This is a genomic window from Legionella waltersii (assembly GCF_001468085.1).
Classification (GTDB): domain Bacteria; phylum Pseudomonadota; class Gammaproteobacteria; order Legionellales; family Legionellaceae; genus Legionella; species Legionella waltersii.
Map to the genome: position 1 here is coordinate 55144 of NZ_LNZB01000038.1, position 17350 is coordinate 72493.

Genomic DNA, 17350 nt, shown 5'->3' on the forward strand with positions numbered 1-17350 from the left:
ATAGATTTCAATGAGGGAGTTTAGATTGACTAAATGACCGAATTGAAATCTATTTTTAGCGAAGAGACTGGGGTTTTGTGTAAGTCCCGATAGTTTTAAGAGTGTTGTTAGGGCGAGTTATCTTCAGTAGGGCGGGGATTCTCTGCTGCTGCTTCTTCTTTGATTGCATTCAACGCTATTATAGAGGATGTTTTCCAATGGAAAAAGCGTGTTGCCCATCCCTGGCCTGTAGCAAGAATGGTATACTCAGGTTTTGTTTTAAAATCGTCATAAATGTTTTGTATTTCTTTTGCTGATTTACCTGCAATTGCATCTCTAAAGTCACTTAAAATTTTAGTTTTTAATGCATCGCCTTGTAGGCCCTTGTAGTTCTCTGAAGTAGCTGTGTATTCACCATGGTCACGTCCTGGGCTGTTTGGAGTCGTTGCAAATTTATAGTGTAAGCCTTTAATGAGTTTGGTCTTCGCTAAACGTTGATGGGGGTCGGCCTTTAATTGATCCAATTGACTTTGAACAAACTCTCCTTGGCTCATGCTTTTGTTACCTAGTGTAACCCCACAATAGCGCTGAGTAAACCAATATTTTGAAGTTAATCCTCCAATAGCAAATCCTCCAGACGCATTTGGAATACCTTGAACATCATAGCCTTGCAATAGATGGTCTTGAATGCTCTTGAGATCTCTATCAATTAGGCTAGCATCGACGATATTTCCAGGACCGTTTTCACCACCGTATAACGAAGTTGCGACAGGTAGCACTCTAATTCGTCCTGAAAAACTTGGATTTTTCTTGTTATGTTGGTTAATCAGTCGATTCAAGTGAGAAAATACAGCTGCTTGTCCACTACCACTAATCGTTGGTAGCTTTTCCGGTTTTTTGGTTTCCTGATAGGCCCTATAAAATTGTTCGGCCTGAGTATTATTAGCGGCATAAATTAAACCTATTTTTTTATTAGGGTCTTGCTGAAGCGTTTGTATCAGATGATCAAAGATCCTCTTAGCCTGCTCTTCAGCCGATTCACTGCCACGACGCTTTAAATACTCTTCAGTAGACAACTTACCTTTCATTACTGCATCCCACATCAATTTGATTTAATTATAACCAAATTGTTTGGGGATTTCATTATCAATCCCCTTCTTATTTTGAGAAGTAAACCTTGTTATGTTTTAAATCTGGGCTAGGTGTTGTTTGACAAACGCCAGCAGTTGGTCAATTGTAAGCTCTCGAGCTTGTTTATCCTCAGGAAATTGGCGATAGATTACATTAGTAAGAAAAGCGGCTAAAGCCTGGTTAACGATTTTTCCTTTACGTAAAGGTTGAGGAAGCTTTTGAACTGATTCCGATAAAGATTGGAAGAGTTGTTGTCCAATGGTGTTCATTGCTTGGTTGAGTTCTTCTTGAGAAGGTGTTGCTACTGATTCAATGTTTTCATTACTCATTTATAGATCCTAGGATTCAATTAATGCCGTGAACGCTATCTTATTTAAATAGGGTTGTCAATTTTCGCTTTAGCTCCTATCGGCCTAAAATCCGATTAATCAGAGTAAGAGCTTGTTTCTCACAAAAGGTGGCATCGAGCTCCGGGGTGGTTTCACAATTGATGTTATGGCAATACTCTTGGGAGGCTAGAGCATTAATGCAACTACTTATGTTGGTTTGTATTAAAGAGATGGTTTCGCCAAGTTGTTGATCGTGATCGTGATTTGTAACCCCTTTGTATTGAACAACTAAATCTGCCAAACCTTTTAACACGGCTTGTCTTGCTTCAGCATGTTCCTGTCTAAGCCTACAGAGTTCTTTAGCTGCATCATGCGTATCATTATCAGTAAATACGTCATTCAAATCGGTTATACATTGATCGAGCTTCAACCGGATCTCTTCCTTATCAGCGGGAATAATTGGATTGTCAGGGCCATTGTAGGCGCTGCCTTCAGCGAAGGAAAAAGAACTAAAACATAAGATTATCAAAAAAGCGAAGAGTTGGTTTTTCATACCTATTTCCTAAAGATGGTTGTTCCTTACCTACATTAAATAGTAGACGAAATCTTTGTAAGCTTCACTTTTGAGGTAACTATCAGAAAATGAAGCCTTGACCTTGGGGTTTTCGTAAGTCGTCCATGATTACGGCTGCGTCTCCACCAGGGCTACAATTTTATCCTCGCAATGTGTTGAAATTTTTTTCAATCCCAATGTCTCAAAGTCAGAAAATGAAAGACTATGATGTTTTCTTATCGAGGGGATTTGGTCGCTAAAATTCAAGTGACGGAAATTTCCCGCCAAACGTTCAAACACTTCATGCATTTCAATTCGTGCTAATTTTGCGCCCAAACAAAAAAGGCTGCCATACCCATAACTAAAATGTGTATAAGTTATTGCACATTTGATCAGTTGTCGTCACTTGTCCTGCAACCAGCATCATAATCGCTTGCGATATAATTTCATCGTCCGACAAATTGAAATGGTTCTGGTGGAGCAATAAAGTACTGAGAAAATCAGTTCCAGGTTTTGACCTTCTCTCTGCAATGAGATTGGCAAAATATTGATAAAGTTGTTTTGCACTATGATTGACCTTGATTCCGTCCTCATCATAATACGTTGTTGACCCTCCAAAAAATGGGGTCATGTTATTTATTGGACCACTCATAAAAATCCATGCGATCTGATTCAGGAATTGCAAAAAATTCAGCTAAAGTTGTAGAGGGAATCGTTTCGGCCAGCTCAGAGGCGCGGTTCAGATAGCACGAAACAAGACCGAGCCGAGACCGTGATGAAGTGGATGGCGAATTTAGCTCGATACCCTTCGCCTCATCAACCACACACTAGCAAGAGTGATTGCTCCACAAGCAATCATATAAAAAGCAGGTGCTTCTACTAACCCAAACCATTTAATTAAACCAGTAAATGCTAATGGAGCAATACCTCCAAATAAGGCAATTCCTAAACTATAACTTAATCCTACTCCAGAATAGCGCAACGGCGCAGGAAAGGATTTAGCAAGAAGTGCCACGTAACTGCCATTGACCATAGCGCCAAACAGTGTAAAACCAGTTACAAACACCCAAATAAAGGATTCTCCAAACACAGATAACTTGTAAAATAATACGTAGCTCACAAGCAATAAACTGGTGGCTCCGAAAGTGACTAGCTTTTCTCGAGATACTAAATCTGATATCCATCCAAAGAATGAAGTCAGTAGGGCGAAGCTTAAAAAGCTCATGAAGTTAATCCAATAGGTGTGGGTAATGTCCATTTTTAGCACACTGGTTAGATAAGTAGGTAAATAAAGAAGTAGAGAAATAATGGATGCAGGTACTGCGGTAAGTAAAAAACTGATTACTAATTTTTTTCGGGATGATTGCAGTAATTTTAAAATTGGAACGCGGTGTATTTGTTGCTCCTTCTGCATAGCTAGGAAAGTTGGAGTTTCAATGGCATTCCTACGAATGACGTAGCTAATTATTCCAAGTAAAAAGCCAAGTATGAAAGGAACTCTCCAACCCCAGTCCATCATTTGCTGGTGATCCAGTAACGTAGTTAACAATAATCCAACAGCTGCACCAAGGGTATTCCCAAGAGTGATGCACATAAACACAATACCTATTGAAAAACCTTGCTTATTTTCTGGGACATGTTCCAAGGTAAAAATGGCTGCTCCAGGTATCTCTCCACCTACAGAAAATCCTTGCATTAATCTCAGTCCAATTAAAAGAATTGGAGAAGTCATTCCAATGGATTGGTAGCTTGGTAAGCACCCCATCAATAAAGTTGCAATCGCCATCAAAAATACAGCCAGTGCAAACGCTGATTTACGTCCCAATCTATCACCCAGGTGACCAAAAAAAATTCCACCAAGGGGGCGTGCCAAATAGCCTAAAGCAAAAACCGCAAAGGTGTTGATTAATCCTATCAGTTGATTCGTATTGGTAAAAAAATGATAGCTGATAAAGGGGGCGAAAAGAGCATAGATGGTGAAATCATAAAATTCTAGAGTACCACCTAAGGCAGTTAATTTCACAATAGTAAATTGATCTTTGGTCATGGTTAAAGAATATATGCGTTAATTTTGCACTTAATATATCATAACATGTACATTTTTGACCTATCCACGATTTTAGGTTGCAGAAGGTCTATCTCCTATGTGCCTACGATTTTCTCGTTGCTCACTTTGCTGGACAAGTACTTCTGCTATTCTCGCTTCGGAAAGAGGGGTTACTTGATACCAGAAGGTACCATACCTGGTCTCGGGCGATTTTCCTGGGTGAAACTCTTTGCCATTGACCAAGATGGGTTTCACCTTTGTAAAGTACTTACCATTATGATCAGGAACATATTTAAGGAACTCTTTATCTATGTAGGGTGGTTTATGTCTATAAATTGTGAAGTCGGGTAAATCGATTACCTTTTTTCTACCTTTATTGTTTTGCAGAGCGTCTTTAACCAAGTCCTGAATATTAATTTGAGGTAATTTATCATTAGGATCAATAAAAAAGTCGACGGTTTGCTCTCCATCCGTAATCTGTTTGAACTGCATTCCTTTTGGGATACTTAAAAAAATCATACAACCTCCCTAGACTAATTTGAAACTTATTCTCCAATCAAAATCATTGATCATTCCTAATGTAGGGTGATCCATATTAAGGCATAAGTCAATCGTTTTAAAGGGGGGGAGTTGGAGTGGTTTTGGTTGGATCTATCCTGGCGTTGCCCTAGATGTAATTATGATTTATCCTGATGTCTCTGTCTAAAACTAACACGTGAATCAAATGGATGTTCAAACAAAATTAATGCAATTAATTCAATTCAATGAAGACGTATTCAAAGATTCTAAAGTGATGATGTTAAATAGTCTTCGTGAACTTTGGTTGAAAACGCAAGCTCTTAAAGGCATTCGAATATTGCATAACATACCTCTGACCTATGAAACTTTGGTGAAACTTGAATCGCTTCAAGCTAGCGGTGCCGATCTCACTGTTACACATACTAAATTTATCCCCGTGTCTCCTAAGTCTAAGATTATTGATTTGCTTCATAAGTTAGGAATCACCTACATTGAACATCACAAAGACATACAGGGTGAGTTTGATGTTGCATTGGATTGTTGCGCTGAAGTATTAGAAATGAATAATGTCCAGATTAAAAAGGGTGTTGTAGAGCTAACGCAATCTGGTGGAAACATTTATCAAGAGGCCAATACCTCTTTTCCAGTAATTAATGTAGACGATTCACATCTAAAGAAACTAGAAGGTATGTATGGTACTGGCGAAGCTTTTGTTAGAGCTTTTAAGGAATTAACTGGAGAGTCGATTGAAAACAAGCGTTTCATCGTATTTGGTTTTGGCAAGGTTGGGAAAGGTATCGTTAAGTATCTCGCAAAAGAAACCAACAACATTGTGGTTGTTGATTCTTCTGAAGACATGCTAAAAGTTGCAAAGCAAATGGGCTATGAAACGGTCTTTTTTTCGGATGATGAAAAATTAAAAAAATTTTGTAGGGAAGCATTCTGTCTAGTGACAGCTACTGGACAAAAGCACGTATTATCGGAAATTTTGAATAATGATGATTGTACTCATGCTTATGTTGCTAATATGGGGGCTTCTGATGAAATTGGCCCTGCAATTAATCATAAACGCGTGCTGTGCAATAAGACACCCATTAATTTCTCCTTGGCACATCCAACGCGTATTCATTTTTTAGATCCTGTTTTTTATGCTCACAATTTAGGTGCTCAAATTCTGCTGGAAAACAATTTATCTCCAGGTTGTCATGCTTATCCCTCATATTTAGATGATTTGATCATCAAATTATGGAATAAGGACAATCCAATCGATATCAATGATATTTATGCCTCTTGATCTTATATTAGTAGCCTGGGTATTGGTGCGACGATCTTTAACCTAGATGTTTCCGAGCTCCATCTAGGCTAATTCATTTTTCTTACAGTTCACTGTTATTTTCCAGAGATTACTATAGGTAAAACCTTTTCAACCACATTGGATAAAATATCCGTATCAAAACAGTTTGTTAATACAATGATTGTTAGCTTGATGTCTTCAAAATAATAATACTGCCCAGAAAAGCCTGAACTGTTTCCATTATGAGTCCATACCCAATCGTCATCGAACTCTTCATAATAAATTCCTAATCCATACTCATCCTTTGTGCTTAGCATGGTTTTCAATAAAGGTTCTGGGAGCAAGGTTTTATTTTCTAGTAATGCTTGGACAAAGGTTTTCATGTCCTCGGCATCGCTGATTATCCCGCCATCGGCTAGGCCAAATCCGTCGTTATAATCAGTGACATCCGTCAATTTATTATCCTCAACCGTATAGCCATTTGTGTAGAGATAGTTCTCATTCGTTGACTCATGAATTTCGATAAAGGTATTTTTCATGTTTAAGGGTTTGAGGATTTTTTCACGAATTGCCGCGGCATAAGATTTTCCTGTTGCCTCTTCAACAATTAATTGAAGAAGAAGATAATTGGTATTACAGTATTCATAGGAGGAGCCGGGTTTGAAATTGGGCTTTTCATCATAAACTAATTTAACGCAGCGTTGGGCAGTCCATTCTTTTTCATCCAGTTTATCAATCAACTCATAATAAGCATCTGAATCCGTGTAATTTGGAATGCCACTTCGCATTTGCAGCAATTGCCTCACGGTTAAGAGATTTCCGTTTGGAATACGGTCCGTATCCACACTATCCGGCAAGAGATCTTCGATTTTATCATCTAGGCTGAAATAATCTTCTTCGACTAGTTTTAGAACAGTGACTGCCAAAAAGGTTTTACTCATGCTGGCAATGCGAAAGTTATTTGTAGTTTCCATGGGGGTTTTATCTTTTACTTCAGAAAGACCTCCTGCAACAGAAATAGTACCTAAAGTAGGACTGGAAACGAGTAGAACGGCTCCTGGTGTTTTTGATTTTGCCAACTCCCCGTCTAGTATCTTGGATAGTTTCTCTTTAATTGCGGATGCGAAAACAGCTGTCTGAAACCCTATAAAAAATAAAAGTATTAAGGTCCTCTTCATACTGTTCATTTTTGTCCAAGACAATATTGAATATGAGTTAATTATAGATGATGAAAATAAGCTGTCTAGAATTTGATGGGGACGGACCGGGACGGACCCCGTTCAAAAATGTACAATAGTTCATGAATAATAGGCCTTACAACGAAGATCATATCTCAAGATGACAGGATTCTTTTGATATCCTTTTTAGACAATGGTATTGAAAAGAGATCCTTATACAGCTCATATCTTTCTTCTTCATTGTTTGCTAATGATAAAAATAAGGGGTGGGGAGTAATAATGGTACTTTTTTGACCCATTGCATTTGCATGATAACTAGACCATTCGTAGTCTGATGGGTGTTTTGATATATGAGCCCTGACTGGATTTAATTCGATATATCTCATACAAATTAGAAAATATAAGTCATCAGAGATTATTGCTGATTTATAACGGCCTTCTAGCAGTGAACCTGTTCGTTCGTAATTATAGTTAAAGTAGCTAACGTAGCTGGTTCCTAATTTACGCATCATTTTCGCTAGATCTTCCTGGTTTTTAGGAGTTACAAGCATATGAGTATGATTTGTCATTAAGACATAAGCATGAACCTCACAGTCATGCTCAAATGATGCTTCATACAGTTTTTGAAGAAAGTAGTTATAGTCTTTTGGCAAATTAAATATATTTTGTCTATTATTACCACGTTGGATGAGGTGATGGGGTTGCCCCGCAGATACAACCCTGGGCTTCCTGGGCATATTTATTCCTTTAAACGATTTTGGACTCGAGTAGAAAATATATTGTTTTTGTAAAATATTCAATTGATTCAAAGAAAAGTCATGGAATATACTTGCTGACATTATTTAAACAAACAATACAAATTTAGTTGGGGTCCGTCCCGGTCCGTCCCCACTTAGGATATAGATTTCATGACTGACAATGTATTAATTGAAACGGATAGGTTATTTATTCGTTCTCCCGAAGAAGGAGATATTGAGCCTTTGAATTTGGTAATAAATAGATCGTTGAGTGAATTGCAACGTTGGATGCCTTGGGCACACGATCCTAGCCTTAAAGCAACAAGAAAATTTGTCAGAACTGCTATAAAGCAATTGAAAAGCAAAAAGCAACCCGACCTTCCGCTAATCGTTGTTTTGAAAAGTAATCGGGAAATAATTGCTGCTACTGGTTATAACGATAGAAGTGATCTTGAGGTCCCTTTTTGTGAAATAGGGTACTGGTTGGATACTCAATGTACAGGGCAAGGGTACGCTACAGAATTCACAGCAGCACTTACAAAATTAGCTTTTAGCTACTTCGGGGCTATTAGGGTTCAAATTAAAACTCAAGAGCAGAATAAAAAAAGCCAAGCTGTGGCCGAACGTTGTGGCTACATTCTCGAAGCTTGTCTCAAAAACTACTGTAAAGATTGCCTAACTGGAGAGCCAAGAAACAGTTTTGTCTACTCTATGTTTTCAATGGATCAGTTAAAAGTAAACCCAACTGTTATTGTGCATTCAATCTAAATTGTATATGTACCCCATGTACATGGAATGTACATGGGGTCCGTCCCGGTCCGTCCCCAGATTCCCAGATTGAATTACACTTTAAATGCTTGTTTTAAAGCATAGCTCGCAACCCCATAGGCCAATGAAGCGGCCTCATAATGTGAGGGAAGAGCACAAAAGTCGTGAAGAATACCCCCGCACTCCATAAACTCAGCGTTATTTCCTGCATCGACTAATTGTTGGTAGTATTTTTTGGCATCATCGTGGATTGGATCACATTCTGCGGCGATGACTAACGCAGGTGGTAAGTTTTTAAAGTCTTTTTGGAATTGAGGATTAGCTATTGGGTCTTTTTCATCAGCTGGTTTTGAAAGATATTGTTTTCTCATCCAATGCAGGGTGTTGGTTTCAAGAAAATAGCCACTTTCAAACGTTTTATCAGAAGGCATTTTGTTGTTTAAATCAACCCAAGGGTAGAATAGAAGCTGAAAGGAGATTTTCAGGTCTTTATTCTTTTTTGCCATATGGCAAATACTTGCAGCAATGTTTCCGCCAGCACTATCCCCACCAACAGCTAATTTTCCATTACAGCGAAATTCAGGTGCATGATTTTGAACATAACGAGCAACATTATAACAATCCATATGCGCTGTAGGAAATTTGTGTTCGGGGGCTCGTCGAAAGTCGACAGCAACCACTAAGCAGTGAGCGCCGTTACACAATGATCTGCAAGCATAATCAAGAAACTCAAGTTCCCCAAAAATAAAGCCACCTCCGTGACAATAAATTAATGCGGGCAAATCTTTTGTCTCATTCAGTGGACGATACAATCTTACTTTGATATCCACACCTTCTACTCGAAGGATTCGGTCTTCTATATCCAAGTGAATTGGTTTTAATTTACCAGGAATAGGTGCAGTTAATAAATTAAATGCTTGACGACTTTTGTCGGGGGACAATTCAAGAAGATTATTGCCATTTAACGCTTTCTTTGCGCGTTCAGTTAAACAATGTATAAACTCTTTTGAATCAGGATGAAGTTGTGCTCTAGCCATGATTAGATCCCTTATTTGCCATTGTGGTTAAATTTGGTGTATCTTAGTTAAAAATAGCATAAAAAACTAAAGTTGCCATAAACTAGGCTCTAAAGTGCAAATTACCCTCATAAATTAATTTCTATCAAGTGGTATAGAGAGTCTCTTGGCTTTTGCTTTCTTCAAGATAAGAAGGGGATTTTGTACCTTTAACTTTTAAAGGCATAGAAGCACCATGTTTAATTTGCTCTATAGGCTCACCAAGTTCAAGGTCTTTTATGAAGACTTGGGGTGGTGCTGGAGGGGTAAATGTTATTTCTGGGCAATTCAGTACTTTTCTTAATATGTCTTTTTTACGTAACAAAATATAGGTTATTTGCTCTAAGTAGGGATCTTTTTTATCCACAGATAGCAAGTCAAAGTACTCATCTCGAAGGACAAGATTTCGAATGGATTTTTCGTCTAAATTGGCGAATTTTGTCAACTCTTTAACGAGCTTTCCTTTATTAATGTCATGAAAAAACTCACTAAAATGCAGATTTCCTAAAACACTTTTAGGGTTGTTATATACCCTATTGAATGAAAATGGTTTATATATCAATGGGTCGCTAAGCGATAAATTCGATTCAAATTCTTTAAGCGCAGTTTCGATATTTTCTTTTGTGGTGTCGAATACGGTACTACTTGGATCAATTTTTACGATTTTATGCTTTCCAAAGAATTTAATCAGACCTATATTTCTTAGCCCGGCTCCAAGGACATCGGTATCTTCTAAGACAATGGCTGCAGCAAGTAAGCTTTCTTTGTCAATAACAGATAATCCGTTTTCAGCTTTAATATAAGCAGTCACACAATCATCAACTTTTTGACATTTATTGATTTCTTCAATAGCTGCTTCTCCGCCTTTAAGCCATTCTACAAGATCTTGATACCCGCGCATGATGTTAGAAATTAAGCTCAGCTTTTTATTGTAATTTCCAATGTAAAAATCGGGTGTGCATACTCCGAATAATTGATAAATTGCATTTGAAAGATGGTCATGCAATGCGTTGATGGGTGAAATTGCTTCAGAGCCTTTTTTCTGTTTCACTACAAAGTATTCTTCGGCGGGCTTTTCTGCCCAAAAAGTAACTTTTGCCTGTGTCATTTCACCAACCAAAGGTGTCTGTTAAAGGTGTATAAGCACTATTCTGTCTCTAATCAGTTTTCTCTTCAATAGATAATTCTGATTGATGAGGATAAATTAGAGATCCAAAACGGAATAAAATTGCACTACAAATTGGGTGATGAAGCAAGATCTTTTTGGGGGGCTGACTGTATCGATAGAACCATACTATTGAAGAAGCCATTACCGGGATAATTTTTACTTTCTTTAGTACAGGCTTGTTTTAGTTCATCTAAAAGAATTGTATCGTCTTTATTATTGTTATTGACTGAAGGGTATTGAAGGGCTGCTTGTTCATAAGGCTGAAAAGCAGTAAGAAGCTTTTCGCAATAAGAAACGCTTACAAAATTTGCTCTACTGGCCACGCGTTGCAACATGGTATTTTTATCGCAATGGATATACACAAAGCGAATATCGGGGAACAATTTTTTAAACAGCTCTCGATCAGTTTCTAACAGCATTGCTTGTGAAACTACAAACGTTTTATGTGATGATGAAAGGCTAGTCATGCTTTCGATCATTCGATTGCTCAGCGTCCGAGTCATTTCTTCTGAAAAAGGTCTCTCTTCATGCACCGCAACCCTCATTTCTTGGGTAAGTGCCTCATCCCCGTCCCAGTATGGGCATGACCAATGGTTGGCGAGTAATTGTCCGAGATATGTTTTTCCTGCGCCAGGTAATCCGAATAGAAATACAATCATGGGAATTCCTTTTCAAAAATACGAATGTCATTTGTTTTATCCTATGGTGTACTCCCTGGGATGTAAAGTACTCATTAAGTGAATCATAAAAGAAAGGAAACCAGTAATTGTGATTTATAAATATCCCTGGTCCTTATTCAGTATGTTGGTGACCTTTTCTATCAAATAAAAAACTGCCCTCATGACTTAAGTGTGATAAGCTTTTTCTTCTATTTGCCTTAACTAAACGCCTATGCCCATTCGTCGGATAACCCAAGAAGATAAAAACCAGATCCTGGCACTCGATAAAGTTATCTTTGCAACCATGGATGATGGATGGACTGAAAAGGATTTTAAGGCCTATTTTAACTCGGAAAATTGTTTTATTTACCATGAAGAAGGTAAGCCTCAGAGCATTATTGGATATATCTTTGCAAATCGCCTGAAAGATCACACGTATGTCTCAAACATTGGAGTACGAAAGGAGTTTGAGGGGCAAGGTATAGGCAAAGAATTAATGAAAGTGGCCATGATGCAGGAATTTAAAAACGCCAATCTAAGGCCATTTTCAATGCGGTTGCAGGTACGAGTAGACAATGATCGTGCTATTGGATTGTATAAAGGATTAGGTTTTACTGAGTCCTCCAGAGACGATGCATGGATTCAAATGGAAGCCCAAAAATTACCACGAAAATTTGTTCCATATACTTCTCTATCCATTTTCGATGTTTCTAGAGATACAAAGCCCAAACCACTGCAAAAAGCAAAAGAACTCACTTTTACGCATTATAAAATTGATTACAGTCATCCCTTAGGTTCTGGCGTATTTGGCACTGTTTACCCATTGGTCCAACGGCCAGAGAATGAAAAAGGTTTTTTTTCTTACTGGTTTCCCTATGTTTATGACTGGATTTATAGACCCAATCCTAACGACAGCAAGCCAACTGACTATTGTGTCAAAGTATCCAAAACCTCGTTGCGTATGGTTTATGAGAATCCAACCCACCCGTTTAGATTTAGACTGCCCTGGCACAGTTTTTTTGAAGCAGCTAAAGAGGAAAAAACGCATCAAGTTTTAGAAAAGAATGGCATGACCAATATTAGATTTTTTAAATCCCCAAGTGTGTATGCTCAAATTAAAACCCGAGTCAAAGGTCGAACACTGCATCAGAATATTGAGAATGGTGCATTTACTGGCCAAGAAGGATTCAGACAAAGAAAGAGTTTTGTTACTCTTTTGCGCTTGATTAAAAATCCTAAATTTACATTCTGGGATATTAATGAATCCAACATTATGTATGATGAAGCTAATCAACAATGGGAAATTGTAGATGGTATTTTTAATGAAATCGAAGATACCAAACTTGAAAAACGCAAAGACAATCTCCAGTTTTTCCTAGACAATCTATTACAGTCCAATGCAAGTGATGAAACCAGACATTGGCTTAAAGCCTTATCTGAAAAAGCCCGACTGGATAGCGATTATACTGAAAACGATGATGAGTCAATTCGTTCTTTAATCAACAGAGAGACATCAAACCAGTATGCTTATAATTACAAGCGAGCACATTAAATTTACCCCCCAAACGTGAAGGCAAAAAATCTAATTCCTGCATCGTTGACCTCTATGGTGATCTCAGCATCCATTAACTGAGAGTTTGAAATGATTTCATAGAGTTTTGATTCTTTAATAGTGAGGGTATCAGTGTGCTTATCTTGAGTAACTCTAATTGTAGATGACTTGTTTGATTGAGTACTCATGACTAAAAATACCTTTTTAGCCTTGTAATGCAAAGTGATACTGTTTCCTTTTGCTGTGGATTCTATATACTCAGGCTGAATTAACCAGTTACCATTCAAACGCCAGTAATTGAGAGGCAAATCAGTTGAGGTTGTATACTGAGTTGTCGCTCGTAAGCTCCCTAGATAAGTTTCAGGGGTTTGTCCAGACGAATACACTGGATTTTCTGCTGAAGAGTTTTGTGTGGGATTTAAACGTAATAAATACCGTATATTATTCTCTGTAATATTGTATTCCCCTTCCCCGAAATGAACATACACAACCATGCCGTTCTTATCTATTAAATAATGAGCGGGCCAAAAATGATTATTGTAATTATTCCAAGTTTTATACTGATTATCTAATGCCACAGGATAAGTGATTTGCAAATCTTGGATTGCTTTTTTTACATTGTCAGGGATGGATTCAAAAGCAAACTCTGGGGAATGTACACCAATGATGACTAAACCATTTTCATGGTATTTGGCATACCAGTCTTTTAGATAAGGAAGAGTTCTTAAACAGTTGATGCAAGAATAGGTCCAGAAATCAATAAGCACTACTTTTCCTTTTAAAGTGTTAATCGTTAAAGGAGAGGTATTAAACCACTGGGTTATTCCCAAGATCTCAGGAGCAGGGTAGGGGACTGGCAGCCCATTCTCAAGTTTATTGGTAAAGGTTTGGTTAGATGCAGTTATCGAGGGGGTGAAAACTGTCCATTGGATATTCATCAATCCCAAAAAGGAAAATACCAGGATGATTGCCCCTAACACTCGCTTAATGAGCTCAGTCTTTTGGGAAATAGTACCTAGCCAGGAAGTTATCCATCTTCCAAAGTAGGCAATGAGTAGCATAGGCATTCCTGCGCCTAAACTAAATGCAAATAAAGTAATGAAAGCACTCCAGTTTGTACTGGATTGAATCACTTGTAACAAGGCAACGGCAAGCAAAGGACCAGCACACGGTGTCCAAATAATACCCAGTAATGCACCAAGAAGATAATCGCTCCAGATGTCTTCATGTTGATGAGCCTTCTGTTGAGCTTTTTGAGCTAAAGGGGCTGTTGCGGAAGAAAAATAGTTTTCCAAGCACGGTATGAGCATCATTAATCCGAAAACCATGAATAATGCATAAGCCATGTTTTGTATTTTGTGATAATTAATGCCCAAAATAATGAGTATGTGTCTAGAAAGTAGTGCAAATGCCGTAAAACTAATTATGAAACCTAAAATGATTTTTAATGGTCTAGCTCGGTTGGATTGGGCTGTAGTTGCTAGCAAAATTGGAAGTATAGGTAAAATGCAGGGGGAAAAAACCAATCCCACACCTTCCAGAAATGCCAGAGCCACAAGGGGACTATCAGCCATTTTGATTTATAATTAGAATTCACTGTACTTAAAGTGTAGCAAGGGATCAGAAGTTGGGCTTTAGCCCAACGAGTTTGATACTTGCTTTATCGTTAAGAACTCTGATTTAAAGAGAGTTGGAGTTATTGCTTGAAAGCACTTTTGAAGCCACGTATGAAACGCCCAAAATTGCACCACCGAAAAATCCCAATTTTAATAAGGTCGGAAGATAAGATTGGTTTTGAGCATTTGCTGCATTGGAATTATTAGGAACATTTTGAATCACTGGATCGCTTTCCTTCTTGAGATAACCATGTTCCATTTGCTGAGTTACAATTCCAATTACATCCACTAAGTGTGCTGTAATTTCTTCAGGTGTTGCTGGGTCTCCGTGGATATTGTTGTTCGTAAAATTGACTAGAGCATTATAGGATTCAGGCTTTATAGGAGAGTGATTCTCTTCTAGAAATTCGGTGAGTAAATCACGGACGGTGGACCCATTCATATCCTTACTTAATAATTCTTCCGCCAATGGTTCTGTAGGAAGTTGCATTAAATGCAATTGCAGATGCTGCAGCACCATAATTTGTTCATTAGGTGTTAAACCACCTGCCTCACGCTCAGTCGGAGCCCCAAAAAATAAATTATAATTGGATTCAAAAAAAGTTCTTATAATCACTTTTTGTTCGGTTGATAGCCCCATTCCTACTCCTCTAATGCCATTGAAAGATTATAAATTAAACAGTTAGCGACTTTGAAAAACAACAATGATATTAAATTATTCATAGTGATCTTTCAATGAAAATAATGTTCAATTTGGAAATAATGAATCAATCAAACATTGGCCTTGCCCATTCATCTTCAAGGTAAGTTGTAGCTGTCTTGGCCTTATGGGTGGAGACATCTATCGAATGGGTGTAAAAATGATTCGCAAGAATGTTTTCTGCATCTGTTAGAGAGATTTCTCGCATAGACTTTGTCATACTAAGCTGGGGAGTTAATCGCAGAAAATACTCCATATACTCGGCATATTGATCAGTTAACTCTTGTAAAGTTCTTTTAAAAGGATTGTTTTCTGCACCATAGCGATCATAATAACGAAGATATTGGGTCACAAAATCACGCAGAGATATTTTCTCCTCTGGCTCACTCAACTTATTCGTGTATTTATTTCTTAGTAAAGTCACTAACTGGAGGTAAATCGCTGTGAATTCTTGTATTGCCTCATGATTGCTAGGGGAAATAGCTAAATAAAAGGGGTTAGTTATTATTTTACCCCGCATAATTATATTTTTTATACAGCAATAGGGGACACATAAAGCGATATGCTCTAATTCTTTTTCCATCTTTCCGGGTAAATTGAGATTATGTCTTCGATAGCTTGCATGAACATTGACACAAAATGGCCTAAACAAAGTCGGGTCAATAGTCATATAATCCCCATTTCCCCAATCATAAGCAATTTGAGGGTTTTCAGACATGCTCACCATGTGGTAATCATTGGATAAATTAGTTAATTTATGCAGCATAACTTCATCCATGGTTACTACTTCAGGGTATGTTTTACCAAATACACCCATAAGCAGAGTGGGTAATCCAAACAGGACAGATTGAAGGTTATCAAACCCTCGATACAACTCATTAATTTCTGGGGCAGTTTTAGTGAGATTTAAAAACTGGATTTCCGATGGTTCTTTTTCGAGCTCTTTTGGAAAAAATGAGGGTAGCTTACTCAGCATTAAGAATCAACTCATGAGGGGCATTAGCTTAAAATATTAACATATAACAATAATATTGATCAATATGGGGAGGGGGTATACCCCTCCTATTCGAAAAATATCAGGAATTTAATAAGCTTCTAAGCCAAGTTTTTGCTTCTTGGCTAACCCGTTCATCGTTTAATGCCATTTCATAGACAATGAGTTTGCGGGAAGTCTCTTCTCCATACATATCATCAAGTGCTTCATTCCACAAATGCAAGACAGTCGAAGAATCTGATTTACCAACTTGATCGAGAATGCCAAACATCCGGTCATTCCAATACGCATCAGTGGCTTTTTCTAACCAGACAATCATCTCTGGTGTTAGGCCAATATCATCAAGACCTTTCCCTTCCCCAAATCCCTTTTCCCATTTTTTTGTTCGCAGATGGGCGTATTTCTTACCATAAACTCCATTAACCCAATCCATGAATTTTTTTCCTAATTGTATACCTATCGATGAGTTAGGATCCTGGCTAAGATTGCTTTTAAATTCCTCCAAAAGACGATGCCAATGATCTTCAAAAGCAGCTTTTTGCTCGGGTGTTTTATTGGCTTTCATCTGTTTTTCAAATTCAGCATATTGCCTTAATTCATCCGGGGTGAATATTTCTTTAACCCAATTGTGTTCAAGATTCTCAGTCATTTTATATACCTCAATAATTTCTATAATGGTTTCCCAAGGAATCGATTTATTGGTATCAACAGTGCTTATAATGCCTCGCAACGTTTTTGCTCCTTCAAGTAAAGCATTTGCTTTTTGTTCAAGCACTTGAGCTTGATTGCTAAAATGCTCAAGCGTATTACTTTCCTTGGCAAGTAGGTTTTTTATTTGCTCTAATTCAAAACCAAAAAACTTCAAGGCAATAATCTGCTGTAATTTCAATAAATCGTTTTCGGAGTAAACACGATACCCATTGGATAAGCGAAGAGATGGCTTCAATAGTCCTATACGGTCATAGTGATGTAGTGTTTGTACAGTAATGCCAGTTAACTTCGCTAAGTCTTTAACGTACCATTGAGTCATTGCATTTCCTCCTTGTTGTTAAAAGTAAGGTATATAGCAAC

18 protein-coding genes are annotated in these 17350 nt (G+C 37.8%); 3 read left to right on the top strand and 15 right to left on the bottom strand.

Features of this window, described 5'->3' with window-relative positions; genetic code table 11:
- Positions 1-107: 107 nt before the first annotated feature.
- The 6 genes from Lwal_RS07825 to Lwal_RS07850 form a co-directional block, all read right to left on the bottom strand.
- Positions 108-1067, bottom strand: coding sequence for a hypothetical protein (locus Lwal_RS07825; RefSeq protein ID WP_058480270.1), 960 nt, complete (start codon positions 1065-1067; stop codon positions 108-110).
- 99 nt (positions 1068-1166) lie between these two features.
- Positions 1167-1439, bottom strand: a complete 273-nt coding sequence (locus tag Lwal_RS07830; RefSeq protein ID WP_058480271.1) for a hypothetical protein — start codon at positions 1437-1439, stop codon at positions 1167-1169.
- 76 nt (positions 1440-1515) lie between these two features.
- On the bottom strand, positions 1516-1992 hold the full coding sequence (locus Lwal_RS07835; protein WP_058480272.1) for a hypothetical protein: 477 nt from the start codon (positions 1990-1992) through the stop codon (positions 1516-1518).
- A 361-nt stretch (positions 1993-2353) separates the two neighbouring features.
- On the bottom strand, positions 2354-2644 hold the full coding sequence (locus Lwal_RS17905) for a cytochrome P450 (protein ID WP_058480273.1): 291 nt from the start codon (positions 2642-2644) through the stop codon (positions 2354-2356).
- A 141-nt stretch (positions 2645-2785) separates the two neighbouring features.
- Positions 2786-4039: an MFS transporter gene (locus Lwal_RS07845; protein ID WP_058480274.1), complete on the bottom strand. Its 1254-nt coding sequence runs from the start codon at positions 4037-4039 to the stop codon at positions 2786-2788.
- Positions 4040-4111: 72 nt separating this feature from the next.
- Complete coding sequence (locus Lwal_RS07850) at positions 4112-4558, bottom strand: hypothetical protein (protein ID WP_058480275.1); 447 nt, start codon at positions 4556-4558, stop codon at positions 4112-4114.
- Positions 4559-4763: 205 nt separating this feature from the next.
- On the opposite strand from Lwal_RS07850, the gene Lwal_RS07855 reads away from it, so the two are divergent.
- Complete coding sequence (locus Lwal_RS07855; protein ID WP_058480276.1) at positions 4764-5852, top strand: NAD-binding protein; 1089 nt, start codon at positions 4764-4766, stop codon at positions 5850-5852.
- Between the two features lie 95 nt (positions 5853-5947).
- Here the strand turns inward: Lwal_RS07855 and Lwal_RS07860 are convergent, their stop codons facing one another.
- Both Lwal_RS07860 and Lwal_RS07865 read right to left on the bottom strand, forming a co-directional pair.
- On the bottom strand, positions 5948-7030 hold the full coding sequence (locus tag Lwal_RS07860) for a serine hydrolase domain-containing protein (protein ID WP_058480277.1): 1083 nt from the start codon (positions 7028-7030) through the stop codon (positions 5948-5950).
- Positions 7031-7185: 155 nt separating this feature from the next.
- A complete protein-coding gene (locus Lwal_RS07865; RefSeq protein WP_058480278.1) occupies positions 7186-7767 on the bottom strand; it encodes a transposase in 582 nt (193 codons plus the stop codon).
- A 171-nt stretch (positions 7768-7938) separates the two neighbouring features.
- Here Lwal_RS07865 and Lwal_RS07870 point away from each other — a divergent pair, with 171 nt between their 5' ends.
- Entirely contained in the window at positions 7939-8535 is a 597-nt protein-coding gene (locus Lwal_RS07870) for a GNAT family N-acetyltransferase (RefSeq protein WP_058480279.1), read from the top strand.
- A 74-nt stretch (positions 8536-8609) separates the two neighbouring features.
- Here Lwal_RS07870 and Lwal_RS07875 read toward each other — a convergent pair whose 3' ends face one another.
- The 3 genes from Lwal_RS07875 to Lwal_RS07885 all read right to left on the bottom strand — a co-directional run bounded on the left by Lwal_RS07875 (position 8610) and on the right by Lwal_RS07885 (position 11417).
- Positions 8610-9572, bottom strand: coding sequence for an alpha/beta hydrolase (locus Lwal_RS07875; protein WP_058480280.1), 963 nt, complete (start codon positions 9570-9572; stop codon positions 8610-8612).
- A 124-nt stretch (positions 9573-9696) separates the two neighbouring features.
- Positions 9697-10698, bottom strand: coding sequence for a hypothetical protein (locus Lwal_RS07880; RefSeq protein ID WP_058480281.1), 1002 nt, complete (start codon positions 10696-10698; stop codon positions 9697-9699).
- A gap of 125 nt (positions 10699-10823) precedes the next feature.
- Positions 10824-11417 carry an AAA family ATPase gene (locus tag Lwal_RS07885; protein WP_058480282.1) on the bottom strand — a complete coding sequence of 198 codons (594 nt, stop codon included), beginning with the start codon at positions 11415-11417 and terminating at the stop codon, positions 10824-10826.
- A gap of 232 nt (positions 11418-11649) precedes the next feature.
- On the opposite strand from Lwal_RS07885, the gene Lwal_RS07890 reads away from it, so the two are divergent.
- Positions 11650-12969, top strand: coding sequence for a GNAT family N-acetyltransferase (locus Lwal_RS07890; protein WP_058480283.1), 1320 nt, complete (start codon positions 11650-11652; stop codon positions 12967-12969).
- Positions 12970-12971: 2 nt separating this feature from the next.
- Here Lwal_RS07890 and Lwal_RS07895 read toward each other — a convergent pair whose 3' ends face one another.
- From Lwal_RS07895 to Lwal_RS07910, 4 genes are all read right to left on the bottom strand, one after another.
- Positions 12972-14543 carry a cytochrome c biogenesis protein DipZ gene (locus tag Lwal_RS07895; protein ID WP_058480284.1) on the bottom strand — a complete coding sequence of 524 codons (1572 nt, stop codon included), beginning with the start codon at positions 14541-14543 and terminating at the stop codon, positions 12972-12974.
- 106 nt (positions 14544-14649) lie between these two features.
- Positions 14650-15225: a hypothetical protein gene (locus tag Lwal_RS07900; protein WP_058480285.1), complete on the bottom strand. Its 576-nt coding sequence runs from the start codon at positions 15223-15225 to the stop codon at positions 14650-14652.
- 127 nt (positions 15226-15352) lie between these two features.
- On the bottom strand, positions 15353-16261 hold the full coding sequence (locus Lwal_RS07905; protein ID WP_058480286.1) for a hypothetical protein: 909 nt from the start codon (positions 16259-16261) through the stop codon (positions 15353-15355).
- A 100-nt stretch (positions 16262-16361) separates the two neighbouring features.
- Complete coding sequence (locus Lwal_RS07910) at positions 16362-17309, bottom strand: MerR family transcriptional regulator (RefSeq protein WP_058480287.1); 948 nt, start codon at positions 17307-17309, stop codon at positions 16362-16364.
- Positions 17310-17350 lie beyond the last annotated feature (41 nt).